This is a genomic window from Citrobacter telavivensis (assembly GCA_009363175.1).
Lineage (GTDB): Bacteria > Pseudomonadota > Gammaproteobacteria > Enterobacterales > Enterobacteriaceae > Citrobacter_A > Citrobacter_A telavivensis.
Window position 1 is genome coordinate 3,083,795 of sequence record CP045205.1, and the last position, 24,765, is coordinate 3,108,559.

Here is a 24,765-nt window from a genome sequence, read left to right on the forward strand (position 1 = left end):
ATACCAATGGACAACCTGACGCACTATCTGGCGAACACCTTAAAAACATTACGCAAGCAGCGGGAGTGGAGTTTATCGCGCCTGGCTGAAGCGACCGGTGTTTCAAAAGCAATGCTCGGGCAAATTGAGCGCAACGAATCCAGTCCCACGGTGGCGACGTTATGGAAGATTGCCACCGGACTGAACGTCCCGTTCTCCACTTTTATTTCACCGCCGGAAACTGAACCGCTGCCGACGTTTGATCCGCAAGAGCAGGCGATGGTCGTGACGCCGTTATTTCCGTGGGATCCGGTGCTACGGTTTGACCACTTTTCGATTCTGCTGGCACCCGGCGCGCTCAGCGAATCCACACCGCATGAAGCTGGCGTGATTGAACATGTGGTCGTGATAGCGGGCGCACTGGAGATGTGCATTGACCAGCAATGGCGCGTGATCCGTGCCGGAGAAGGAATTCGTTTTGCGGGTGACCGCGCCCATGCCTATCGCAACAGCAGCGAACAGACCGTGCACTTTCATTCGCTTATCCATTACCCACGCAGTTAAGCGGGAAAACTATTTCGCAACGTGGCGCTTCTGACTACAATAGCCGCCATTTTGCTGCTACTGGATACAACAACGCTATGCGCCAGTCCCCACATCGCCTTGAATTGTTAAGCCCGGCACGTGATACCGCCATTGCCCGCGAAGCCATTTTACATGGTGCAGATGCCGTCTATATCGGCGGTCCTGGCTTTGGGGCGCGTCATAATGCCAGCAATAGCCTGAAAGATATCGCCGAACTGGTGCCGTTCGCCCATCGCTATGGCGCGAAAATCTTTGTCACGCTGAATACGATTCTTCACGACGATGAACTGGACCCCGCGCAGCAGCTCATTACCGATCTCTACCAGACCGGCGTTGATGCGCTGATCGTACAGGACATGGGCATCCTGGAACTCGACATCCCGCCCATCGAACTGCATGCCAGCACCCAGTGCGATATTCGCAGCGTGGAGAAAGCCAAATTCCTCTCTGACGTGGGTTTTACGCAGATAGTACTGGCGCGGGAACTGAGTCTTGAACAGATTCAGGCTATTCATCAGGCGACCGACGCTACAATAGAATTCTTTGTCCACGGCGCGCTGTGCGTGGCGTATTCGGGACAGTGCTATATCTCGCATGCACAAACGGGGCGCAGCGCCAACCGTGGCGACTGCTCGCAGGCGTGCCGTTTGCCGTACACCCTGAAAGACGATCAAGGACGAGTGGTGTCGTATGAGAAACACCTGCTGTCGATGAAAGATAACGATCAGACCGCCAACCTGGGTGCGCTGATCGACGCTGGCGTGCGCTCCTTCAAGATTGAAGGGCGTTACAAAGACATGAGCTATGTAAAAAACATCACCGCGCACTATCGTCAGATGCTGGATGCCATTATTGAGGATCGCGACGACCTGGCGCGGGCTTCTGCCGGGCGTACGGAACATTTCTTCACGCCGTCAACGGATAAAACATTCCATCGCGGCAGCACCGACTACTTTGTGAATGCGCGTAAAGGGGATATTGGCGCCTTTGATTCGCCGAAGTTTATCGGTCTGCCGGTGGGTGACGTGCTGAAAGTGGCGAAAGATCACCTCGACGTTGAAGTCAGTGAACCGCTGGCAAACGGTGACGGTCTTAACGTCCTGATCAACCGCGATGTTGTTGGCTTTCGCGCCAATACCGTCGAAAAAACCGGACATCATCGCTATCGCGTCTGGCCGAACGAGATGCCCGCCGAACTGCATAAACTGCGTCCGCCCCATCCGCTGAATCGCAATCTTGACCATAACTGGCAGCAGGCGTTAACCAAAACCTCAAGCGAGCGTCGGGTTGCCGTGGATATTGAACTGGGCGGCTGGCAGGAACAGCTGATCCTGACGCTGACCAGCGAAGAGGGCGTCAGCATCACCCATACGCTGGACGGACAGTTTGATGAGGCCAACAACGCGGAAAAAGCGCTGAACGGTCTGAAGGATGGACTGGCGAAACTGGGGCAGACTCTCTATTACGCCCGCGATATCGCGGTGAACCTGCCGGGGGCGCTGTTTGTGCCGAACAGCCAGCTTAATGCGTTTCGCCGGGAAGCGGTGGAGCTATTGGATGCCGCGCGCCTGGCGGGCTATCAACGCGGCGTTCGCAAACCGGTGTCTGAACCTGCGCCGGTTTACCCGCAAACGCACCTGAGTTTTTTGGCCAACGTTTATAACCATAAAGCGCGCGAGTTTTACCATCGCTATGGCGTGCAGTTGATTGATGCGGCATATGAAGCGCATGAAGAAAAGGGCGATGTGCCGGTGATGATCACCAAACACTGTCTGCGTTTTGCCTTTAATCTGTGCCCGAAACAGGCGAAGGGCAATATCAAAAGCTGGAAGGCAACGCCGATGCAACTGGTTAACGGCGATGAGGTGTTAACGCTGAAATTTGACTGCCGCCCGTGCGAAATGCATGTGATCGGTAAAATCAAAAATCATATCCTGAAGATGCCGCTGCCCGGCAGCGTGGTGGCTTCCGTCAGCCCGGAAGAGCTGATGAAAACGCTGCCAAAGCGTCGTAAAGGTTAACGATTATGCCGGATAAACGCAGCGTCATCCGGCATAATCTTAATGCGATTTAAATCCTGCCGCCGTCATGATCAGGCGAAAGAACATGCCCACGGCAGCCAGCGCCAGCACGCTGCCGCCCCACAAAATCACCAGCCACATCAGGCGGTTCCAGACAGATTGTTGCATCAGTGATACCCCTCGCCATGTTGAACTTTGCCACGGAATACGTAGTAACTCCAGAAGGTGTAAACCAGAATAATGGGAATGATCAGTAACGCGCCGACCAGCATAAAGCCCTGACTCTGCGCGGGCGCAGCAGCCTGCCAGATCGTAATGGAAGGCGGAATGATGTACGGCCAGATGCTGATCCCCAACCCGCTGAAACCGAGGAAAACCAGACCAAGGGTCAACACAAAGGGCAGCGCGTGGCTGTCTTGCTGGTTAAGCGTTCGCCATAACCAGAAGCCAATCACCGCAACCAGCAGCGGAACCGGCAGCAGGAACCACAGATTCGGCAGCGTAAACCAGCGTTTAGCGATCGCCGGGTGCGCAAGTGGCGTCCACAGGCTGATGAGCGCGATGACCAGCAGCATCGCCAGCAAGAGTTTTTTCGCGACAGTACGCATCTTATCCTGCAAGGGGTTCTCGCTTTTCATCACCAGCCAGGTGGCACCCAGCAACGCATAAGCGACGACCAGACCAACGCCACAGAACAGGGTGAAAGGGGTGAACCAGTCAAACGGGCCGCCGCTGAAACGGCGACCGGTGACGGCAAAACCGTTAATCACCGCACCCACCACCACGCCCTGGGTGAACGTCGCCAGCATCGAACCGCAGAGAAACGCTTTATCCCAGAACGGACGATGGGCTGGCGTGGCTTTGAAGCGAAATTCAAAGGCGACGCCGCGAAAAATCAATCCGATGAGCATCAGCGTTAGCGGGATCGTGAGCGCGTCAATAATCACCGCATAGGCCAGCGGAAACGCGCCGAACAGCCCGGCACCCCCGAGGACCAGCCAGGTTTCATTGCCATCCCAGACCGGGGCGACGCTGTTAACCATCACGTCGCGATCGTCAGCATCGCGGATAACGGGAAACAAAATGCCAATACCCAGGTCGAATCCATCCATCACGATGTACATCAGCGTGGCGAAGACGATGATGACGAACCAGATTACCGATAAATCAATACCCATTAGCGGTGTGCCTCATGTTGAGAGTCGAGGACGGCGGCAGACAGCGGCCGGGCTGGCGTGCCGGTGGGCGGCGTCGGAGCAATCGTGTCCTGTGGCCCCTTGCGGATGAGGCGGATCATGTAGCTATAACCCACGCCAAAGACTGAGCTGTAGACGACAAAGAACGCCAGCAGAGAAAGACTCATGTGTAGATCGCCATGTGCGGAGACCGCATCAGCAGTACGTTGCAGCCCGTAAACCACCCACGGCTGACGACCGACCTCCGTTGTGACCCAACCCGCCAGAATGGCAATCAACCCTGACGGCCCCATCCATAAAGCAAAGCGCAGGAACGGTCGTGAGGTATAAAGACGCTGTCGGTAGCGTAACCACAGGGCACAAACACCGAGCAGGATCATTAACATCCCCAGACCCGCCATGATGCGAAACGACCAGAACACCATCGTGGCGTTGGGGCGATCCTCTTTCGCAAACTCTTTCAGCGCCGGGACCTGTTTATCCAGACTGTGGGTCAGGATCAGGCTGCCCAGCGCCGGGATCGCCAGCCCATAGCGGGTACGTTCTTGTTCCATATCCGGCCAGCCGACGAGCAGCAGCGGGGTGGGTTCCCCCGGCGGGTTTTCCCAGTGGCCCTCAATGGCGGCGATTTTGGCGGGCTGATGTTTGAGAGTATTCAGGCCGTGCATGTCGCCAATGAGCGCCTGAAGCGGTGCGACAATCAGCGTCATCCACAGCGCCATCGAAAACATGGCGCGGATAGCAGGAGTCGTGTTTCCGCGCAGCAAATGCCAGGCCGCTGAGGCCCCGACAAACAATGCGCTGCTGAGAAACGCCGCCACCGACATGTGGAGCAAGCGGTAGGGGAACGACGGGTTGAAAATGACGGCGAACCAGTCCACCGGCACGACCTGGCCGTTGACTATCTCATAGCCCTGTGGCGTCTGCATCCAGCTGTTGGAGGCAAGGATCCAGAAGGTGGAGATAATCGTACCCAGTGCCACCATGCAGGTGGAGAAAAAATGTAATCCAGGGCCAACCTTGTTCCAGCCAAACAGCATCACGCCGAGGAATCCGGCCTCAAGGAAGAACGCCGTGAGCACCTCGTAGGTCAGCAATGGCCCGGTGATACTGCCGGCGAACTCGGAAAACCCGCTCCAGTTGGTGCCAAACTGGTAGGCCATCACCAGACCGGATACCACGCCCATACCAAAGTTAACGGCGAAAATTTTCGACCAGAACTGGTAGAGCGAGCGCCAGACGGGATTTTTGCTTTTCAGCCAAAGCCCTTCCAGCACCGCAAGGTAGCTGGCAAGACCAATGGTGATCGCCGGAAAAATAATGTGGAAGGAAACCGTAAAGGCGAACTGGATCCTTGCAAGATGAAACGCATCAAGACCGAACATGCAGAGCTCCGCACTAAAAATTGATTCAGCGCAATTTTAAGTCTTTGATGATTTCAGTATCAGAAACAGTAAGGGCTTTTAAAACCATAACAGTTACCAGAGCGTTGAGTATTTTACTCACTGATATACACTGTGCGGGTCCACATGTTTTGACCCGCGAGATAATAACGATGAAAAAGTACCAGCGTCTGGCTGAACAACTCTGCGAGCAGATTGCCTCTGGCGTCTGGCAACCTGGCGACCGTCTGCCGTCACTGCGTGAGCAGGTGGTCAGTAGCGGGATGAGTTTTATGACCGTCGGACATGCCTATCAGCTACTGGAAAGTCAGGGACGGATTATTGCACGTCCCCAGTCCGGTTATTATGTCGCGCCACGTCCGGTTAGCCAGCCCGAGGTGCAACCGGTCCAGGTGATGTGCGACGAAGCGGTAGATATCAACACCTATATCTTCGAGATGCTACAGGCCAGTCGGGATGCGTCGGTGATGCCGTTTGCCTCGGCCTTTCCCGATCCGCGTTTATTCCCCCTACAGCAACTGAACCGTTCTCTGGCGCAGGTGAGCAGGACCGCAACCGCGATGAGCGTGATTGAAAACCTGCCGCCGGGGAACGCAGAGCTGCGTCACGCCATTGCCCGCCGTTATGCCCTACAGGGTATTACCGTCTCGCCCGATGAGATAGTCATTACCGCCGGAGCGCTGGAGGCGCTTAACCTGAGCCTGCAGGCGGTGACAGAACCGGGCGACTGGGTGATTGTCGAAAACCCCTGTTTCTATGGCGCGTTGCAGGCGCTGGAGCGGCTGCGGCTTAAAGCGTTGTCGGTGGCTACGGACGTGAAGGAGGGGATCGACCTCGCGGCGCTGGAGCTGGCGCTGCAGGAGTACCCGGTCAAAGCCTGCTGGCTCATGACCAACAGCCAGAACCCGCTCGGCGTGACCCTCAGCCCGGAGAAAAAGGCGCGTCTGGTTGAGATACTCGATCGCCATAATGTGATGTTGATTGAAGATGATGTCTACAGCGAACTCTACTTTGGTCGGGAGAAACCGCTGCCCGCCAAAGCGTGGGATCGGGGCGATAAAGTGCTGCACTGCTCGTCGTTTTCCAAATGTCTGGTGCCGGGTTTTCGCATCGGTTGGGTAGCCGCCGGCAAACATGCCCGTCAGATCCAGCGATTACAACTGATGAGCACGCTCTCCACCAGTTCGCCGATGCAGCTGGCACTGGTCGATTATCTCTCTACGCGCCGGTATGACGCTCATCTTCGCCGCCTGCGCCGTCAACTGGCGGAGCGCAAACAGCAGGCCTGGCAAACGCTGCTGCGTCATCTTCCGGCGGAAGTAAAAATTCATCATAACAACAGCGGCTATTTTCTCTGGCTTGAACTACCGGAATCGCTGGACGCGGGTGAGCTGACCACACAGGCGCTGGCCCACCATATCAGCATCGCGCCGGGGAAAATGTTCTCGACCTCAGACACCTGGAAGCGCTTTTTCCGCTTCAATACCGCATGGAATTGGGGAGAGCGCGAAGAAGACGCGGTGAAACAACTGGGGCAACTCATTCGCGCTCAGATGAAATAAAACACGCGCGCTATTCAATATAAAAGAATGGCGCGTTCTTATTTATAAAATATCAGCAAGAACCGTACGACTTTATTTCCCGCCGATCATCATAGGAAATATCAATAGCTTTTGTTTTTCCATCTCGTCAGCTAACCCCTTGTCTATACTCCAGAAGATAGCCGCTCAGCGCCGGCGTTCGGGGCGTAATGCGCGTTATGTCACAACCTGATTAAATTTCCTCATGCCGGGAGGTGCGCTGACGGCGCGCCGACTATTTTTAGGAAAGGACATATATTTACGGCAAGGCTGCCGCTCAATATTTTGCGACAGGAGTAAGACCTTATGAGCAAGAAATTTGCCCGCAGCAGCCTGTGCGCGCTCAGTATGACGCTGATGACCGCGCACGCCGCCGAACCGCCTACCGCTTTAGGTCAGGCTGAAGGCCGCCTGGATATTATCGCCTGGCCGGGCTATATCGAACGTGGTCAGACCGATAAACAGTACGACTGGGTGACACAATTCGAAAAAGAGACCGGCTGTGCGGTTAACGTCAAAACGGCGGCGACGTCGGATGAGATGGTCAGCCTGATGGCGAAAGGCGGTTACGATCTGGTGACGGCCTCTGGCGATGCCTCTCTGCGCCTGATCATGGGTAAACGCGTGCAGCCAATCAACACGGCGCTCATCCCTAACTGGAAAACCGTCGATCCCCGGGTGGTCAAAGGCGACTGGTTCAACGTGGCGGGCAAAGTCTACGGCACGCCGTATCAGTGGGGACCGAACCTGCTGATGTACAACACGCAAATTTTCCCGACGCCGCCGGATAGCTGGAACGTGGTGTTCGTTGAACAAAACCTGCCGGATGGAAAAAGCAACAAAGGCCGCGTGCAGGCCTATGACGGACCGATTTACATTGCCGACGCGGCGCTGTTTGTGAAAGCCACCCAGCCGCAACTGGGGATTTCGGATCCGTATCAACTTACCGAAGCGCAGTATCAGGCGGTACTGAAAGTACTGCGCGCGCAGCAACCGTTGATCCACCGTTACTGGCACGACACCACCGTACAAATGAGCGATTTCAAAAATGAGGGCGTCGTGGCGTCCAGCGCCTGGCCGTATCAGGCGAACGCGCTGAAGGGTGAAGGGCAGCACATTGGTACGGTGTTCCCGAAAGAAGGGGTCACCGGCTGGGCGGATACCACCATGCTGCACAGCGAAACAAAACACCCGGTTTGCGCCTACAAGTGGATGAACTGGTCGTTGACGCCAAAAGTTCAGGGCGATGTGGCGGCCTGGTTTGGATCGCTGCCGGTCGTCACCGAAGGCTGCAAAGCCAGTACGCTGCTGGGCGACAAAGGCTGTGAAACCAACGGCTACCGCTATTTTGACAAAATCGCCTTCTGGAAAACGCCTGTCGCTGAAGGCGGTAAATTCGTGCCGTACAGTCGCTGGACGCAGGATTACATCGCCATCATGGGCGGTCGTTAACGTCACTGGGGTGATTTATGACGTACGCAGTGGAGTTTGACAACGTCTCGCGTCTGTACGGTGACGTGCGGGCGGTCGATGGCGTCAGTATTGCGATTAAAGACGGTGAGTTTTTCTCCATGCTGGGGCCCTCCGGCTCCGGCAAAACCACCTGCCTGCGCCTGATTGCCGGATTCGAACAGCTTTCTGGCGGTTCGATTGCCATCTTTGGCAAGCCAGCCAGCGATTTACCGCCCTGGGAGCGGGATGTGAATACCGTGTTTCAGGACTACGCGCTGTTTCCACACATGTCGATTCTCGACAATGTCGCCTATGGCCTGATGGTCAAAGGCGTCAATAAGAAGCAGCGTCAGGCCCAGGCCCGCGAGGCGCTGGAAAAGGTGGCGCTGGGGTTTACCTTCGAACGCAAACCGTCACAGCTTTCCGGCGGTCAGCGTCAGCGGGTCGCCATCGCCAGGGCGCTGGTCAACGAACCGCGCGTGCTGCTGCTGGATGAACCGCTTGGTGCACTGGATCTGAAACTGCGCGAGCAGATGCAACTGGAACTGAAAAAGCTCCAGCAGTCGCTGGGGATTACGTTCATCTTCGTGACGCACGATCAGGGCGAAGCGCTGTCGATGTCCGATCGCGTGGCGGTGTTTAACAACGGCCGCATTGAGCAGGTGGATTCGCCGCGCGAGCTCTACATGCGTCCGCGCACGCCGTTTGTTGCGGGTTTCGTCGGAACATCGAACGTCTTTGATCCCGCGATGGCCTCAAACGTCTGCGGGATGACGGGCAGCTTCTCGCTGCGCCCGGAGCATATCCGGCTCAATACTCCTGGAGAGATCCAGGTGCAGGGGGTGATTCAGGCCGTGCAGTATCAGGGGGCCGCCACCCGTTTTGAACTCAGGCTTGCTGGCGGCGAAAAGCTGCTGGTCAGTCAGGCCAATCAGACGGGAGAGCCGTTTGCGACTCTGCTCGCGCCCGGTCAGCAGGTGATGGTGTCATGGCCGCGCGAGGTCATGGTACCGCTGGTCGAGGAGAGGTGAATGGCAATGAATGTGCTCTCTACGCCTTCACGGCCCGGCGGTCTGAGTAAACTCACCGGCTTTTTCTGGCGTCATCCCGGTCTGGGGCTGTTTTTGCTGCTGCTTGGCCCGCTGATGTGGTTTGGCATTGTCTACTTCGGCTCGCTGCTGACGCTGCTGTGGCAGGGGTTTTACACCTTCGACGACTTCACCATGTCGGTGACGCCGGATCTGACGCTCGCCAATCTTCGCGCGCTGTTTAACCCCGCCAACTACGACATCATCTTACGCACGCTGACGATGGCGATTGCGGTGACAATAGCCAGCGCGATTCTGGCGTTTCCGATGGCGTGGTACATGGCGCGCTATACCTCTGGCAAGATGAAAGCGTTCTTCTATATTGCGGTCATGTTGCCGATGTGGGCGAGTTACATCGTCAAGGCCTACGCCTGGACGTTGCTGCTGGCGAAAGATGGTGTGGCGCAGTGGTTCCTGGTTCATCTTGGCGTAGAACCTCTGCTGACCAGCCTGCTGACGCTGCCGGCCGTAGGGGGAAACACGCTCTCGACGTCGGGGTTAGGGCGCTTTATGGTGTTCGTCTACATTTGGCTGCCGTTTATGATCCTGCCGGTTCAGGCCGCGCTGGAACGGTTGCCACCGTCGCTGTTACAGGCGTCCGCCGATCTGGGGGCTCGTCCACGCCAGACCTTCCGCTATGTGGTTCTGCCGCTGGCGATCCCCGGCATCGCCGCCGGTTCTATCTTCACCTTCTCGCTGACGCTGGGGGATTTTATCGTGCCGCAGCTCGTGGGGCCGCCGGGCTATTTCATCGGCAACATGGTCTATTCCCAACAGGGTGCGATTGGCAACATGCCGATGGCGGCGGCGTTTACGCTGGTGCCAATTGTGCTGATAGCCCTTTATCTGGCGTTCGTGAAACGCCTGGGAGCGTTCGATGCACTCTGAGCGCGCACCGTTTTTCCTCAAACTGGCGGCCTGGGGCGGGGTGGTATTCCTGCACTTCCCGATTCTTATCATCGCAGCCTATGCGTTTAATACCGAAGATGCCGCCTTTAGCTTTCCACCGCAGGGGCTGACGCTACGCTGGTTCAGCGTTGCTGCGCAGCGCAGCGATATTCTGGATGCCGTGACGTTGTCACTAAAAATCGCGGCGTTGTCGACGGCGATTGCGCTGGTGCTCGGTACGCTTGCCGCCGCGGCGCTCTGGCGGCGTGATTTCTTCGGTAAAAACGCTATCTCATTATTGCTGCTGTTACCGATAGCCCTGCCGGGGATCGTCACCGGTCTGGCGCTACTGACCGCGTTTAAGACGGTCAATCTCGAACCGGGTTTTTTCACCATCGTCGTCGGTCATGCGACGTTCTGTGTGGTGGTGGTCTTTAACAACGTGATAGCCCGCTTTCGTCGTACCTCCTGGAGCCTGGTGGAGGCCTCTATGGATCTCGGCGCCAACGGCTGGCAGACCTTCCGCTACGTGGTGCTGCCGAATCTGGGATCGGCGCTGCTGGCCGGGGGAATGCTGGCGTTCGCGCTGTCTTTCGATGAAATCATCGTCACAACCTTTACTGCCGGTCACGAACGGACGCTGCCGCTGTGGTTGCTCAATCAGTTAGGGCGACCGCGCGACGTGCCGGTGACGAACGTCGTGGCACTGCTGGTCATGCTGGTCACAACCATTCCGATTCTGGGGGCCTGGTGGCTCACGCGTGAAGGCGACAGCCTCGCCGGAAACGGTAAATAAACAACGATATGGGAAAATGCTATGCAACATCAATTACTGATTAACGGCGAGCTGGTCAATGGTGAAGGTGAGAAACAGCCCGTCTATAACCCCGCCACCGGCGAGGTGCTGCTGGAAATTGCAGAAGCATCTCCCGCTCAGGTGGATGCGGCCGTTCTCGCCGCCGATCGTGCGTTTAGCGAATGGGGACAGACGACCCCAAAAGCGCGCAGTGAACTGCTGCTGAAACTGGCTGACGTTATTGAACAGAATGCGCAGGTCTTTGCCGAACTGGAATCACGCAACTGCGGCAAGCCGCTGCGTTGCGCGCTCAATGATGAGATCCCGGCGATTGTCGATGTATTTCGCTTTTTCGCCGGTGCCGCGCGTTGTCTGAACGGTCTGGCTGCGGGGGAATATCTGGAAGGTCATACCTCGATGATTCGTCGCGATCCGGTCGGCGTTGTCGCCTCCATCGCGCCGTGGAACTATCCTCTGATGATGGCGGCGTGGAAACTGGCCCCCGCGCTGGCGGCCGGTAACTGCGTGGTGATCAAGCCGTCGGAAATCACACCGCTGACCGCGCTGAAACTGGCGGAATACGCCAAAGATATCTTCCCGCCGGGCGTGCTCAACGTACTGTTTGGCAGAGGCAAAACGGTCGGCGATCCGCTGACCGGGCACAAGAAAGTGCGCATGGTCTCCTTAACCGGTTCGATTGCTACCGGCGAGCACATCATCAGCCACACGGCGCCGTCGATTAAGCGCACGCATATGGAACTGGGGGGGAAAGCGCCGGTGATTGTGTTCGACGACGCTGATGTGGATGCGGTGGTGGAAGGGGTGCGCACCTTCGGTTTCTACAATGCCGGTCAGGACTGTACCGCCGCCTGTCGCATTTACGCGCAGAAGGGCGTTTACGACGCGCTGGTTGAGAAACTCGGTGCCGCAGTGGCCAGCCTGAAGACCGGCGCGCCGGAGGACGAATCGACTGAGCTGGGTCCGTTGAGCTCACTGGCGCATCTGGAGCGCGTCACCAAAGCCGTTGAAGATGCCAAAGCGCTGGGACATATCAACGTGGTCACCGGTGGGAAAAGAGTCGAAGGGCCGGGTTACTACTTTGCCCCGACGCTGCTGGCAGGGGCTAAGCAGGAGGATGCGATCGTCCAGCGAGAAGTGTTCGGTCCGGTGGTCAGCGTGACGGTCTTCGAGGAGGAAGAACAGGTGCTGGAATGGGCCAATGATTCGCAATATGGCCTCGCCTCATCGGTCTGGACGCGTGATGTCGGACGCGCGCACCGGGTCAGTGCGCGTCTGCAATACGGCTGCACCTGGGTTAATACCCATTTCATGCTGGTGAGCGAAATGCCGCACGGCGGGCAGAAACTGTCTGGTTATGGAAAAGACATGTCACTGTATGGACTGGAGGACTACACCGTGATCCGTCACGTCATGGTGAAACACTGACCGACCATGTCCGTGATAAGCCGTAAGCCCTGCCGCCGTGCAGGGCTTTTTGTTGTCAATACTCAGGGGCAAAAGAGTATGGTATGGTGAATAGTCATTCATAAAAAATGCATTTAAATGGAGTGGGTATGATTGTTAGAACGTGGCATGGCTGTGTACCCGTGCAGCATGGCGATGGATTTGCAGTACATTTAGAATTGACCGGCGTTAAGCATTCCCAAAGCATTCAGGGGAATGCAGGGGCATTTGTTCGCCGGGAGCGGCAAGGGGAATGGGAGCACTTCTTCCTCGCCACGTACTGGCACAATCTGGCGGCAATTAAAGCTTTTGCCGGCGAAGATTATCACGTCGCGGTGACCTATCCTGATGACGAACAGTTTGCGCTGCTTTCCGATCCGTATGTGTTCCAGTTTGAGGTCAACGAGAAGGTGCCGCTCTGATGTCATCCCGAATGAGTAAACATTAAGGATCATTTACGCTATCGCGGGGAAGTGAGAGGATCGTCGACCAAAGGCAGAGAGGATTTTCCTCTCTGCCCGTCTGCGCCGCAAGCACTCAAAATTTAGATAAACCAGCCAAATCTCAATGAGATAAGAGCAAAAAGACCAACAGCAGCAAAGAGATTTATCAACACCACGGTTCTACTGGAAACATTCATTTTTGCCACCCTGTGTTAGTGCCCCTTTGTATATAGTTCGCTGTCTCGCGATCCGCAATAGTACAAACCAGGGACTTAACGTAAGCGGTCATAAAAAGCGGCAAAATGATTGACCAAAAGTGATAAAACTTGATGTGCATCAAAAAATGGAGCATATTGCGCGCGTTTTATTCTTCTGGCCGGATGCCCTTAAATGTCTTTGTACCAAAAAATGTTGATGTTCTATGCGGTAATGGCCGCGATTGCCTTTCTGATCACCTGGTTCCTCTCGCATGATAAAAAACGCATCCGCTTTCTGAGTGCCTTTCTGGTCGGGGCCACCTGGCCAATGAGTTTTCCTGTCGCTCTGTTGTTTTCGCTGTTTTGAGTCGACTCAGCCGGTGTCCATCCCGGCTGAACCTCAGGCCGTTGTCAGCAACGCGCACAGCGCCTTTCGGTCTGCTTCAGTCACATCCTGCGGATGCTGATACCCTTTGTTTTCCGTTGCCCGCGTATACAGCGCAACCAGCCAGTCATAGACATAGCGGCTGGCGGCGTGTACCGGTTGCTCTTCCAGTTGTGTTAGTCGCGCCATCGGCTGGCGTTTGACCGCGCTGAAAATTGCCGTTCCTTTGACGATCCGACTGGCGGGGCGTTCTGCCTCAGCCACGTCGGCATAGCCAAGCCAGGCAATAAAATTGGCGATACAGGCGTGCAACTGGGCAGCGCAGACCTCTTCACGCTGCAATATCTGTTGCAGCTGCTGCGGCAGTTGCAGGCGGTAGCTGGCGATCGCCAGAATGTCGACGACCTGACGCAGCGCAGCGGGCGTCAACCCTAAACGTTTCGCCTGACCATCATCGCGACTCCACTGGCGAATGTGGTTGAGCCACATGCGGTGCGCCTGATAGCCCGTCTCTTTGTTCTCTGCCTGTTGCGGCGCGTCACGGACGTCCGCGAAAAGGTCAATGGCGTCATTGAACAAGCCGCTGACCTGTTCTTCGCGCGGTTGCGGGCGACGGAGCAGAGTTTCAAATTGTTGTACCGCCGGTAACAGGCCGTCGAGCAGATCGCCGTGATGCGCCGCCTGCTGTTGTAACTGGCGGACGACCGCTTCCGCGCTGGGCGCTTCGGCTGGTTGCGCCAGCATCAGTTCACGAACATGCTGTAGATGCTGCTCGTTCAGCGCCTGCAGCCGTGCCTGACGCTGGGGCGTTGACGTGGCTTGCGACAGCCATTCAGTCAACCGCAGCAGACTGTGTTTATCCAGCGCCTGCAGAGTGCCCCAGTGCTGGCCCGGTTTTCCCATCAGATGCTGGACCGCTTCGTCCAGATTCTGCTGCGTGGTAAATCGCGCATCCTGCGGCGTAATCGCCCACACCACGCCAGGCATCGCGGTTTCGCGCGTCGGCTGCGTGTCGTGCACCCAGTTGAGCAACGTTCTGGCCGTAGACGGCGTCTGCGTACGGGTGGCGGTGGCATTACAGACAACCAGTACATCGGGCTGAAGCTGCTGCCGGTAATGCTCCAGCAACCAGCCCAGTTTAGCCTGCCAGAGCGGTTGCGGGTGGTTGAGCGGCGCGAGCGGAATATCCAGCAGATCGACGCCATCCAGTACGCTATCTTCCACACTCAGCACCAGCTCGCGCGTCAACAGGGCCAACGACGACTGGGCGAGACTGACGGCGTTAAGTCGCTTCTCATCCACAACGGGATGGACGACCACATCGCTTTGCGCCTCCTGCGAGGCGAGAAATTCCTGAGTGATAAAGCTTTCTGAGGGTAAACCAAACTGATCGACCAGCAGGCTCAGCGGCGCGGCGACTTCGCTGGCATGACCGGTCTGCTGCAGGACCTGTGCCAGTTCCAGCCACTGCTGCGTCAGTTCCGGCTGCTCACCCCACAACAGCGACCAGGCGCTGGCGCGGGTTGAGAGATCGACCGTCGGCAGCAGCAGGGCAAATTGCTGCCACAGCGCGTCATCAATCTGCTGTTGCGATGCGGGGAGACAACGCTGCCAGAAGCGGGCAATGGTCGCCACTTCCTGCGCCGTCACGCCCTGAACGGGATGTAACTGACGTAGCGACTGCCACTTCTCGATGCGCGATTCGATAATCGCTTTTTCCACCTGCCGGTACGCTGGTTGGGCACAGGCCTGGGCGATGAAGATCTGCACCAGTTCAGCTTCCGTTACCAGTCGCAGGCGCAGCGGCCACTCGTCGTCGGACAGGTTAACCTGGCGCGTGAAGCGCAGTGCCATGTTGGTTGGCGCGTGTCCGGGGTTGAGATGACTGAAATAGTCGAAGCTGCGATCCGGCGTAATGACATTGACCTTACCGTTGTCGCTGTTGCACAGCGCGGCAAGGAGATGCGCTTTCGCCGCCTGCGAATAGCCGTAAAGCCCAATGCTGGCGCGCTCATGTCGGGCGGCATTGAGGGCGGATTCCGTGGCGGCTGCGCCGTTGAGTTGTGCCAGCAGGGCATCTGCTTCATCATCCAGCGTCATGGCGTGCTGACGGGTGCGGTTAACCCACGCAATCGCGGCCTGAGTGGTATTCAACATCTTGCTCATTTCAGGTACACGCTCCCGCTGTCAATCCAGTAATGGCTGCCGCTGTGTCGGCGATCGGCCAGGGTATTCAATTTTAAGGTCAGGGCATTCGCCGCCACGGCCGTGCCGTCCTGTAGCCAGGCATCACTCAATATAAACGACTCGGGGCCGCTCTCTTTGTTGCCGCCGCGCAGTTGCAGACGCACATTTAACACACCGTCGCCGGCGATATTCTTCGCCAGATCGGCAGAGTTAATGCTCAGCGTATACAGCGGCGTTGCGGGCCAGCGACTGTTCGCCAGTTGGCGGAAACCGAGCGTAACGTTGCCGCGCAGCGGGAAGTGCAGGCGGGTGTCGAGTTTCGCGCCGGGTTTATCGAGATCAATATCCTGATACCAGACGTTTTCCTCACGCAGCGTGTTCACCGTATTGTCGAGCACCCCGAGGTAGCGCACGGTTGAGTAGGCACCAATATCAGCGGCTTTAAAGTTAAAGCGCGGCAGGCGCAGATCCAGCGCCAGGCTGCACAGCATCGCCCCCACGGCGGCGGTGGATTTCGGATTGCCAATGCGCCCCTGCTGACTGAACGGATACCACTCATGGACGCGGTAGTTGTCCATCCACACCATGCGGTTGACCGGGACCGGCTGCAGATGACGGATCAGCGCCTGAACCGCCGGGATACAGGTCGGTCTGCCGGTGACCAGCAGAACATCACAGCAATAATGCGAAATGGCTTCACAGACCGCATGCAGCGGAGAGGTCAGGGTAAACTGACCTGCCAGCATCGCCTCCTGCAACTGGCTGAACTGTACCTGCAACGGAACGCTAAAGAGATCAAACGTCGGCGAACCTGACGGCAGCGCGTGGTCGATCGCCTGCTGAATGTAGTTCAGTACGTTGCGGGTCGGACGATGGTTCAGCAGATCGCCAAAGGTGGCGTGCAGTCCGGCCAGCGGATCGTTGATGTCGCTCTTTTCCCACGCAGAGAGCACCGCGTGACCGAGTGGCATAAAGAGTTGTAGCGCCGTCTGTTGCCGTAAAACGGCCTGGGTATCGATGCGTCCGGAATCGCCAAACAGCGTGGCGAGCAGGGCGGCGGCATCGGTGACTCCCGCCTGCTGCAGTCGGGTTTGCAGGGCGGGCAAAATGCATTTCTGGATAATGTCCAACAGCATGTCATCGCCCGCGACCTTGAAACCTTCGCGGAACAGCAGATGCGGCGTGATTTTCACATTGGCGCCGACGCCATCGTCCAGTTGATAGTGGACAATCGCCATGTCGGTGGTGCCGCCGCCGATATCAATCGAGGCCACGCGCAACGCCCGGCCTTTCGTCTCTCCGGGTTCCGGCAGACGATCCGGGCGGGCAAGGGCGTTGAAGAATGCTTCGCTGCGACCGGCATAGTGGGAAATGGCTTCGTTGTACAGCCAGACTAACTGACCGCAACTGGCTTCGTCCCACTCCATCTGAATTTCAGGGACCGGAACCACACTTTTTTCCTGCTGTTTACGCGTGCTGAAATCCTCGTCCTGCGGGTGCCAGCCCATTGCTTTCCAGACAATGGCTATCGCTTCGAACATGCGCAGACGGAAAATTTCGCGTTCCTGCTTGGGCATCGCCGACGGGAGCGTGAGGATCAGCGAGCGCAGTTGACGCGGCGATGCCGGAAAGCCCAGACGCAGACGGGTTGCGACGCTGTTGATTTGTCCCAGCGCCTGGGCGAGGATCTCGCACAGCATATGGGTCATCAGCGTACTGCGGCTGTACTGGGGCGAAAACACCGGCAGGCGGTCATCCTGGGGCAGTGAATAGAGCGGCTGACCGTCATCGTTCATCAGGTTCATCAGCGGAAAGGCGGTGGCTAACGGTTCGCGTTGCGTTTTACTGTTCATCTGGCTGAAGCGCCAGTCATGCAGCACCGGCGTTTCATCCCACAGATAGCGGCGCGGGCTGGAAATACCGCTGTTACCGTCCGTTCCCGTGCGCTGCATTGCCAGCTTACGCGCTTCGTCACCGACCCGCACAATCGACGGCCAGATGAAGGCATCTTCACGTCCGCTTTCAACGGAGAAATGCTGTTTGCCAAAGCGGGCTTCTGAAAATTCAAGACGACTGGTGAACAGCGGATCGTTGAGATACTGCGGTTCGCTCAGCGATCGAACCTGCAGTTCCGCCGTCTGACGCAGTCCGTCATTGGCGTCGCCATGATCTTCAATCAATACACCGCAGGTATGGGTGTTACCGACATCCAGAATCAAATCGACCGGGATCGCCGGGGTACTGAGGGTGTGGGTCACCAGTTTGACTTCCGGTACGGCGAGCTGTTCCCCCAGTAGCGCCAGCAGGTTCAGCCAGTGCGCCTGATACTCAAAGTTGCGCAGTGCCAGGCTGATAGCCTGTTCAGTACGGTTTTCCTGCTGGCTGACGTGGTTGAGAAACGCCTCGCGCAGCCAGCCGTCAATCCAGGTCTGATCGAGAAAATCCGCTATTTCATCGTCGCGCCAGGCCAGGGCAAAACGGGTGCCGTTCAGCAGATCGTTTTCGCCGGGCGCGAGCGCGGCGGGCGCATTCTCGCTTAACTGGCTATCGAGCGCGAGGGTGACGCGGTGGGTATTGCCCGCGCTGTCGGGTTCGGCAAGTTTGCGTACCTGAACGCGCGCCCAGTTGTCAGGCCCTTCAACGAAGGTGCGCGGCGGATTAAAGCGCAGGAACGGCAGCGGCAGCCAGATGCCGTCGAGGACATCCAGGGAATAATGCAGCGTTTGCGTACTTTCCGGTTTCACCACTTCCGGCTGCGAGCCTGCGCGCGCAGGCAGGGTATAGCGATCGTTTGCCAGATCGTAATCCAGTCGCAGCAGGGGGCCATTGGCCGTTTTACGCACGAAACGACCATGATGCGCAGATTCCTGCGGCGTCAGCCCAAAGTCGAGAAACTGAACGCCGCTGTTTGCGATGAGCGTGACGCTCTGTTTGTAATCACACAGATTCACCAGCATAAAATCAGGCACCTATCTTTTTGAACGTCAACGGAATCGCTGCTTTCGCATCAAAGCGGGCGGTACAGGTGGCGACATCATTGGCCCCGGCTTTACAGGTGATCTCCGGCATCGGATAGCGTGAACCGTCGGTGCAGCGCGCATTGCTACGACTCTTAATCATTAATTCCCCACTCTGATGCAGCCCCGAGAAGAGATCCGCGCGGCAGACGATGTTGTCGCCGTGAACCACACGCGCCGTACCTTTATTGTTCTGGATCTGGTAGCGCAGAGACGGCGCTTTGCCGGTGACGGGATCTTTCACATCCACCATGACGCGCCAGTTACCGTTGAGAAAGCGCGTGGTGCCAGCCTTCATCTGGTTCGCATCCATCACCAACGCGTCTTTCGGAATCGCGGTAATCACCACCGGCTCATCGGCAGGTTTTTCTTTTTTCATCGGTGCAATGACTTCCGCCTGATGCAGCGGCAGCGCGGCGGTAAGCGTCGGCAGAGGTTTCCGTTCCGGCGGCGGTGGCGGCGGTACATTGACCACTTCCGTCGCGATGGCTGGCGTCTGTGATTTCCACAGTAGCGGAGCGGCAATGGCGGCGACAATCAACGCGGCGACGGGCAGGCTCCACAGCGGCAGGCGACGTGACGGTTTGACCGGGACTGGCGTCACTTTTTCTTCTGTGACCACAGGAACCGGCTGCGGCACACTAACCGGTTCTGGCTCGCTGACCGGGACGACAGGCGTGGAGAGCAGCGGTTCGTCCGCCTGGGCAAATGTCACCTCAGGAACCGCCTCTTCGACCGGTTCTGGCTCAATGTGAATTTCCGGTTCAGGTTCTTCCTGAGTACGCAGGCATTCCAGCACATCCTCGCGGATGTTCGCATTGAGATTGATAAATCCCCAGAAGGTAATGACCGGTTTGCCATCCACCAGGAAGACGTGATTTTCGCCTGGAAACTGGACGGCCTTTTCCAGCAGCGAACCAAACAGTTGTAGTGATGTTTTCCCGGACTGCAGGCTTTTGCGGCTCAGCGATGCGGCGCTTTCCAGCGTAGCACAGAGATAGCGCAGGGCGCGAAAGCGCGCCTCTTCATCGGCGGCTTTCCACGCGATGGATACCCCTTCAACGGGGGAATACCAGTCAACCCGATCGCCGCTGTCGTTGACTTGTGGAATGGCGAGACAATCCACCATCGCCTGCTGCTTACGCAGACGGAGCGTTTCACGAATTTGTAATGCTGAATCAAAGACGGCCTGGCCGCCACCGCCGACGGCCTGATAATCATCCAGATTGCCGCTGCGCAAGAGTGTTTTTGCCACGATAAGGACCCTAAGACTTTTTCACGCATCTACTTTACGGATTCGTGGCCCAGGCAAACGGTGGAAGAGAGGCAAAAAGGGGTGAATTTTCAGGGCATAGATGCGTTGACGTTTTCGAAAAGACTTAACAGAAATTCTGTGGTGAAAGATCCAACAAAAATGCGTGGATTCGCATAACCTGAGACAGATTTGTTATTTTTCAGTTGTCTTAATCTATGCTCCTATAACCCCCTCAATAATAACGAAGAAGGTTCATATCATGTCCACAGGGAAAACGCTGCTCGCGCTGGCGCTCAGTACCGTGTTACCAACGGGTGCCGCGCTGGCGGCAAATAACGACACCCTTGTCTATTGCTCGGAAGCCTCGCCAGAATCCTTTAACCCGCAAATTGCCAGTTCTGGCCCGTCGTTTGTCGCCAGTTCACAGGTGCTGTACAACCGCCTGATCAATTTCGACCCGGTAAAAAACACGCCGGTGCCGTCGCTGGCGACGGACTGGACTATCTCTGAAGATGGTAAAACCTACACCTTTACGCTGCGTCAGGGCGTGAAGTTCAACAGTAACAAGTTCTTCAAGCCGACCCGCGATTTCAACGCAGATGACGTCATTTTCTCGGTATTACGCCAGAAAGACGCGACACATCCGTACCACAATGTGTCGCAGGGCAGCTATGAGTATTTCAACGACGTGGGCTTCGATAAGCTGATTAAAGAGGTGAAAAAGGTCGACGATTACCACGTGCAGTTTGTGCTCAGTGAACCTAACGCCGCGTTTCTTGCCGACTGGGGAATGGATTTTGCCTCAATTCTTTCTGCGGAATACGCCGATGCCATGCTGAAAAAAGGGACGCCGGAAAACGTCGATAACTGGCCGATTGGCACCGGTCCGTACGTCCTGCAACAGTACAAACAGGACTCGCAGATTCGCTATCTGGCGAACCCGAATTACTGGGACGGCGAGGTGCCGACAAAGCATCTGATCTTCGCCATCACGCCGAACGTCCAGACGCGGATGGCGAAACTGCAAACCAACGAATGTCAGATTATCCCTGCGCCATCGCCGGTACAGTTTGATGAAATCAAGAAAAACAAAGACCTGGCGCTACATGCCGTTGAGGCGCTGAACGTCGGCTATCTGGCCTTCAACACCGAGAAAAAGCCGTTTGATAATGTGCTGGTGCGCCAGGCGCTGAACTACGCCACCGATAAGCAGGCGATTGTGAAGGCCGTGTTCCTCGGTTCGGCGAAAGTGGCAAAATCACCGATCCCGCCAAATATGATGGGTTTTAATCCGGAACTGAAGGATTACGCCTACGACCCGGAGAAAGCGAAAGCACTGTTGCAGCAGGCCGGGCAGGAGAAAGGGTTTGAAGTGACGCTCTGGTCGATGCCTGTGCAGCGTCCGTATAACCCCAACTCACGACGCATTGCGGAGATGATTCAAAGCGACTGGGCAAAAGTGGGCGTGAAGGCGAAGATCGTCTCTTACGAGTGGGGCGAATACCTTTCCGGCATGCGTAAAGGCGAGCATGACAGCGCGCTGTTTGGCTGGATGTCGGATAACGGCGACCCGGATAACTTCGCCGATGTACTGCTGGGCTGCAACAACATCAAAACCGGATCGAATGCCGCGCGCTGGTGTGATAAGGAGTATGATTCACTGGTCCAGAAAGCGAAGCTGACCAGCAAACCGGAAGCGCGCGTGAAGCTCTACCAGCAGGCGCAGGAGATCTATTATCAGCAGGCGCCGTGGATTGCGCTGGCAAACGGCAAGACATTCTACGCCACGCGCAGTAACGTGACCGGTTACAGCGTCAGCCTGATGGGCAGTGATTTTTCAAAAGCAAAACTGAATTAAGGAGTTTTTATGTCGCACCTGGATGAGGTCAGCGCCCGTGTCGATGCCGCCATTGATGAGGGCGTCATTACCCATATGAACGAACTGCTGGTTGCCCTGAGCGAGGACGCGCAGTTAAGCCGTGAAGATCGCTACACGCAGCAGCAGCGATTAAGAACGGCTATCGCGCACCACGGTCGTCAGCATAAGGAAGATATGGAAGCGCGCCGCGAACAACTCACGAAAGGCGGCACGATCCTCTGATCAGAACTGGCGTCTGGCGACGAGCCAGGCGCCGACCACCAGCATCACTGCGCCGCAGACCGGGCCGATTAAGGCTCTGAGCGGAACGCCGTGACTGCGTAAAATATCCAGCACGAGACCGCCAATTAACTGGCTGGCGACCAGCACCGCAATGGTGGTCGCCGCACCAACATGTTGATAGCCGCTGATGCTGGCGAAAACGAAAAACGAGCCCAGCAGACCGGGGATCAGTGTCCACCAGCGCACGCTGGAAACCAGTTCGCCAAATCCCGCCACGCCCTGTTTAAACCACAAAATGCTGACAAACAGCACAATCCCGACCAGCGAGTTCAACAGCATGGCGATCAGGATGGTCGATGAGGTCTGTGTAATCCGCACCATCAGGGTGTTTTGTACCACCAGACCGATACCGGCGGCGATAAGAAAGGCGAGGGTGAGCGACTGGTTCATCCGCGTGAGTCCGGTTCGAGGCGGTCGTCAAGCTGTAACTGCATAAAGGTCAGATCCAGCCAGCGGCCAAATTTAGTGCCTACCTGCGGCATCTGCGCGGTAGTGTTAAACCCGAGCGTCTCGTGCAGGTGTAGTGAGGCGTGGTTCTGCGACTCGATACCGGCGACCATCACATGTTTACCACAGCGACGGGCTTCATCAATCAGCCTGCTCAGTAACTGGCGTCCCAGACCTTTTCCCTGATGATCCGGATGGACATAAACCGAATGTTCGACGGTATGGCGGAAGCCATCAAAGTTGCGCCAGTCACCAAACGAGGCGTAACCCGTGACAACGTCACCTTCCACGCTTACCAGCACCGGGTAACCTAGCGCCTGCCGCGCTTGATACCATGTAATGCGGTTATCGGCATCGACCGTCTGATCGTTCCAGATGGCGGCCGTGTGCAGCACCGCATGGTTATAAATCTCTGCGATGGCGGCGCAGTCCTCTTTGCTGGCGAATCGAATAGACATGTTGAACCTCGGAGCTTGTTCACTATAGTATTACGATATGAATACTATTGAAGACAGCATAAATCAACGGATCGGTGCAAGAATTCGCATTGAACGAGAATCCCGCAGCTGGTCGCTTACCGAACTGGCTGAACGGGCGGGCGTGTCGCGCGCCATGATCCACAAAATCGAACGCGGCGAAAGCAGTCCAACGGCGACGCTGCTCGGCAGGCTCTCCGGGGCGTTTGGCATCAGTATGTCCATGCTGATTGCTCGTGCCGAAATGCAGGAGGGTAAACTGTCCCGTTTCGCCGATCAGCCCGTGTGGCACGATCCGCAGAGTCACTATCTGCGCCGCCATGTGTCGCCGCGTAGCGATCTGCCTATCGATCTGGTGCAAATTGAATTGCCAGCGGGTAGCGATATCCCCATGCCAGCGTCATCGTACGTTCAGGCCCGGCAGCTGATCTGGCTGCAGCGGGGCGAACTGGTGTTCGTCGAAGGGGATACGCGTCACGAGATGAAGGCGGGAGATTGCCTGGAGCTGGGGCCGCCAAATGACTGTCGTTTTATCAATGAGACGACGCAACCCTGCGTTTACCTCGTTGTGCGCTTAAACCAGGCCGGGAGTTAATGACCGCGGCGGCCTGCTACTATTGATGGATTCATGCCAAAAGCAGAGGAGAACATCATGGCTCAACAAACACAGCGTAATCGTCGTTGGGTGTTAGCATCCCGGCCACATGGCGCACCGGTGGCGGAAAATTTCCGTCTGGAAGAAGACGATGTCGCCACCCCTGGCGAAGGTCAGATTTTACTGCGCACGATTTATCTGTCGCTCGACCCGTATATGCGCGGACGCATGAGCGATGAACCGTCATACTCGCCGCCGGTCGAGATTGGTGGTGTGATGGTTGGTGGCACCGTCAGTCGTGTAGTGACGTCAAATCATCCTGACTATAAACCTGGCGAATGGGTCCTGAGCTACAGCGGCTGGCAGGATTATGATATCTCCGACGGCACGGGGCTGGTGAAGCTTGGGGATCATCCCGAGAATCCGTCGTGGGCGCTCGGCGTGCTGGGGATGCCCGGATTTACCGCCTATATGGGATTGCTTGACATCGGTCAGCCGAAAGAGGGCGAGACGCTGGTCGTGGCGGCCGCAACCGGCCCTGTCGGCGCAACGGTTGGGCAAATTGGCAAGTTGAAGGGGTGTCGCGTCGTGGGCGTTGCTGGCGGTGCGGAAAAATGCCGCCATGCCACTGACGTGCTGGGCTTCGATGTCTGTCTGGATCACTATGCCAGCGACTTTGCTGAACAACTGGCGAAAGCTTGCCCACAAGGTATTGATGTCTATTACGAAAATGTGGGCGGGAAGGTGTTTGACGCGGTGCTGCCGTTGCTGAACACCTCGGCGCGGATCCCACTCTGTGGTCTGGTTAGCGGTTATAACGCGACAAACTTGCCGGCGGGTCCCGACAGACTGCCGCTGCTGATGGCGACCCTGCTGAAGAAACGGATCCGACTGCAGGGGTTTATCATCGGTCAGGACTACGGACACCGCATTCACGAATTTCAGCAGGAAATGGGGCGCTGGGTGAAAGAGGGGAAAATCCACTACCGCGAGCAGGTCACTGACGGACTGGAGAACGCGCCAGAGACTTTTATCGGCCTGCTGACCGGTAAAAACTTTGGCAAAGTGGTGATCCGTCTGGCCGACGACGCGTAAACAGAACCTGGCGGCGAAAGCCGCCATTAAAAAATAGGCAAAATTTTAAATTCCA

At 56.8% G+C, this 24,765-nt stretch carries 23 protein-coding genes; 14 read left to right on the top strand and 9 right to left on the bottom strand.

The genetic code is table 11. The features are described from left to right. The first annotated feature begins 6 nt into the window (after positions 1-6). Together GBC03_17055 and GBC03_17060 are read left to right on the top strand one after the other, a co-directional pair. The gene (locus GBC03_17055) at positions 7-543 is read left to right on the top strand and encodes a helix-turn-helix domain-containing protein (GenBank protein ID QFS71787.1); all 537 of its coding nucleotides are present in this window, start codon (positions 7-9) and stop codon (positions 541-543) included. Between the two features lie 77 nt (positions 544-620). Continuing rightward, positions 621-2,585 carry a collagenase-like protease gene (locus GBC03_17060; protein ID QFS71788.1) on the top strand — a complete coding sequence of 655 codons (1,965 nt, stop codon included), beginning with the start codon at positions 621-623 and terminating at the stop codon, positions 2,583-2,585. Positions 2,586-2,624: 39 nt separating this feature from the next. Here the strand turns inward: GBC03_17060 and GBC03_17065 are convergent, their stop codons facing one another. Genes GBC03_17065 through GBC03_17075 form a run of 3 tightly spaced genes read right to left on the bottom strand, consistent with a single transcriptional unit; the run spans position 2,625 to position 5,166 of the window. Continuing rightward, positions 2,625-2,753: a DUF2474 family protein gene (locus GBC03_17065; GenBank protein QFS71789.1), complete on the bottom strand. Its 129-nt coding sequence runs from the start codon at positions 2,751-2,753 to the stop codon at positions 2,625-2,627. Beyond that, the gene (gene cydB / locus GBC03_17070; GenBank protein ID QFS71790.1) at positions 2,753-3,763 is read right to left on the bottom strand and encodes a cytochrome d ubiquinol oxidase subunit II; all 1,011 of its coding nucleotides are present in this window, start codon (positions 3,761-3,763) and stop codon (positions 2,753-2,755) included. Before cydB ends, GBC03_17065 begins: the two co-directional genes overlap by 1 nt. Continuing rightward, positions 3,763-5,166: a cytochrome ubiquinol oxidase subunit I gene (locus GBC03_17075; protein ID QFS71791.1), complete on the bottom strand. Its 1,404-nt coding sequence runs from the start codon at positions 5,164-5,166 to the stop codon at positions 3,763-3,765. The genes cydB and GBC03_17075 overlap by 1 nt, the downstream gene beginning before the upstream one ends. Before the next feature lie 170 nt (positions 5,167-5,336). Between GBC03_17075 and GBC03_17080 the strand changes: the two genes are divergently transcribed. From GBC03_17080 to GBC03_17110, 7 genes are all read left to right on the top strand, one after another. Beyond that, positions 5,337-6,746 carry an aminotransferase class I/II-fold pyridoxal phosphate-dependent enzyme gene (locus GBC03_17080; protein ID QFS71792.1) on the top strand — a complete coding sequence of 470 codons (1,410 nt, stop codon included), beginning with the start codon at positions 5,337-5,339 and terminating at the stop codon, positions 6,744-6,746. Between the two features lie 324 nt (positions 6,747-7,070). Then, on the top strand, positions 7,071-8,216 hold the full coding sequence (locus GBC03_17085) for an extracellular solute-binding protein (protein QFS71793.1): 1,146 nt from the start codon (positions 7,071-7,073) through the stop codon (positions 8,214-8,216). A 17-nt stretch (positions 8,217-8,233) separates the two neighbouring features. Next, the gene (locus GBC03_17090) at positions 8,234-9,247 is read left to right on the top strand and encodes an ATP-binding cassette domain-containing protein (GenBank protein ID QFS71794.1); all 1,014 of its coding nucleotides are present in this window, start codon (positions 8,234-8,236) and stop codon (positions 9,245-9,247) included. Then, positions 9,248-10,192 carry an ABC transporter permease subunit gene (locus GBC03_17095; protein QFS71795.1) on the top strand — a complete coding sequence of 315 codons (945 nt, stop codon included), beginning with the start codon at positions 9,248-9,250 and terminating at the stop codon, positions 10,190-10,192. Next, positions 10,182-10,988 (top strand): ABC transporter permease subunit, encoded by an 807-nt coding sequence (locus GBC03_17100; protein ID QFS71796.1) that lies wholly within the window; start codon positions 10,182-10,184, stop codon positions 10,986-10,988. The genes GBC03_17095 and GBC03_17100 overlap by 11 nt, the downstream gene beginning before the upstream one ends. Before the next feature lie 21 nt (positions 10,989-11,009). Then, the gene (gene patD / locus GBC03_17105) at positions 11,010-12,434 is read left to right on the top strand and encodes an aminobutyraldehyde dehydrogenase (protein QFS71797.1); all 1,425 of its coding nucleotides are present in this window, start codon (positions 11,010-11,012) and stop codon (positions 12,432-12,434) included. A 128-nt stretch (positions 12,435-12,562) separates the two neighbouring features. Then, complete coding sequence (locus GBC03_17110) at positions 12,563-12,874, top strand: hypothetical protein (protein QFS71798.1); 312 nt, start codon at positions 12,563-12,565, stop codon at positions 12,872-12,874. A 122-nt stretch (positions 12,875-12,996) separates the two neighbouring features. Here the strand turns inward: GBC03_17110 and yncL are convergent, their stop codons facing one another. Continuing rightward, positions 12,997-13,092 (bottom strand): stress response membrane protein YncL, encoded by a 96-nt coding sequence (gene yncL, locus GBC03_17115; protein QFS71799.1) that lies wholly within the window; start codon positions 13,090-13,092, stop codon positions 12,997-12,999. 193 nt (positions 13,093-13,285) lie between these two features. Between yncL and GBC03_17120 the strand changes: the two genes are divergently transcribed. Then, on the top strand, positions 13,286-13,459 hold the full coding sequence (locus GBC03_17120; GenBank protein ID QFS71800.1) for a GhoT/OrtT family toxin: 174 nt from the start codon (positions 13,286-13,288) through the stop codon (positions 13,457-13,459). Between the two features lie 33 nt (positions 13,460-13,492). Here the strand turns inward: GBC03_17120 and GBC03_17125 are convergent, their stop codons facing one another. Genes GBC03_17125 through GBC03_17135 form a run of 3 tightly spaced genes read right to left on the bottom strand, consistent with a single transcriptional unit; the run spans position 13,493 to position 19,936 of the window. Next, positions 13,493-15,643, bottom strand: coding sequence for a virulence effector SrfC (locus GBC03_17125; protein ID QFS71801.1), 2,151 nt, complete (start codon positions 15,641-15,643; stop codon positions 13,493-13,495). Beyond that, a complete protein-coding gene (locus GBC03_17130) occupies positions 15,640-18,621 on the bottom strand; it encodes a virulence factor SrfB (protein QFS71802.1) in 2,982 nt (993 codons plus the stop codon). The genes GBC03_17125 and GBC03_17130 overlap by 4 nt, the downstream gene beginning before the upstream one ends. A 4-nt stretch (positions 18,622-18,625) precedes the next feature. Then, entirely contained in the window at positions 18,626-19,936 is a 1,311-nt protein-coding gene (locus GBC03_17135) for a ssrAB-activated protein (GenBank protein QFS71803.1), read from the bottom strand. 259 nt (positions 19,937-20,195) lie between these two features. On the opposite strand from GBC03_17135, the gene GBC03_17140 reads away from it, so the two are divergent. Next, positions 20,196-21,794 carry an ABC transporter substrate-binding protein gene (locus GBC03_17140; protein QFS71804.1) on the top strand — a complete coding sequence of 533 codons (1,599 nt, stop codon included), beginning with the start codon at positions 20,196-20,198 and terminating at the stop codon, positions 21,792-21,794. Positions 21,795-21,803: 9 nt separating this feature from the next. After that, on the top strand, positions 21,804-22,037 hold the full coding sequence (locus tag GBC03_17145) for a DUF2526 family protein (GenBank protein ID QFS71805.1): 234 nt from the start codon (positions 21,804-21,806) through the stop codon (positions 22,035-22,037). Here GBC03_17145 and GBC03_17150 read toward each other — a convergent pair whose 3' ends face one another. Beyond that, positions 22,038-22,487, bottom strand: coding sequence for an EamA-like transporter family protein (locus GBC03_17150; protein ID QFS71806.1), 450 nt, complete (start codon positions 22,485-22,487; stop codon positions 22,038-22,040). Continuing rightward, positions 22,484-23,002, bottom strand: coding sequence for an L-methionine sulfoximine/L-methionine sulfone acetyltransferase (locus tag GBC03_17155; GenBank protein ID QFS71807.1), 519 nt, complete (start codon positions 23,000-23,002; stop codon positions 22,484-22,486). The genes GBC03_17150 and GBC03_17155 overlap by 4 nt, the downstream gene beginning before the upstream one ends. A gap of 37 nt (positions 23,003-23,039) precedes the next feature. On the opposite strand from GBC03_17155, the gene GBC03_17160 reads away from it, so the two are divergent. Both GBC03_17160 and GBC03_17165 read left to right on the top strand, forming a co-directional pair. Then, positions 23,040-23,615, top strand: coding sequence for a helix-turn-helix domain-containing protein (locus tag GBC03_17160; GenBank protein QFS71808.1), 576 nt, complete (start codon positions 23,040-23,042; stop codon positions 23,613-23,615). A 57-nt stretch (positions 23,616-23,672) separates the two neighbouring features. Beyond that, entirely contained in the window at positions 23,673-24,710 is a 1,038-nt protein-coding gene (locus GBC03_17165) for a zinc-binding dehydrogenase (protein QFS71809.1), read from the top strand. The last annotated feature ends 55 nt before the right edge of the window (positions 24,711-24,765 follow it).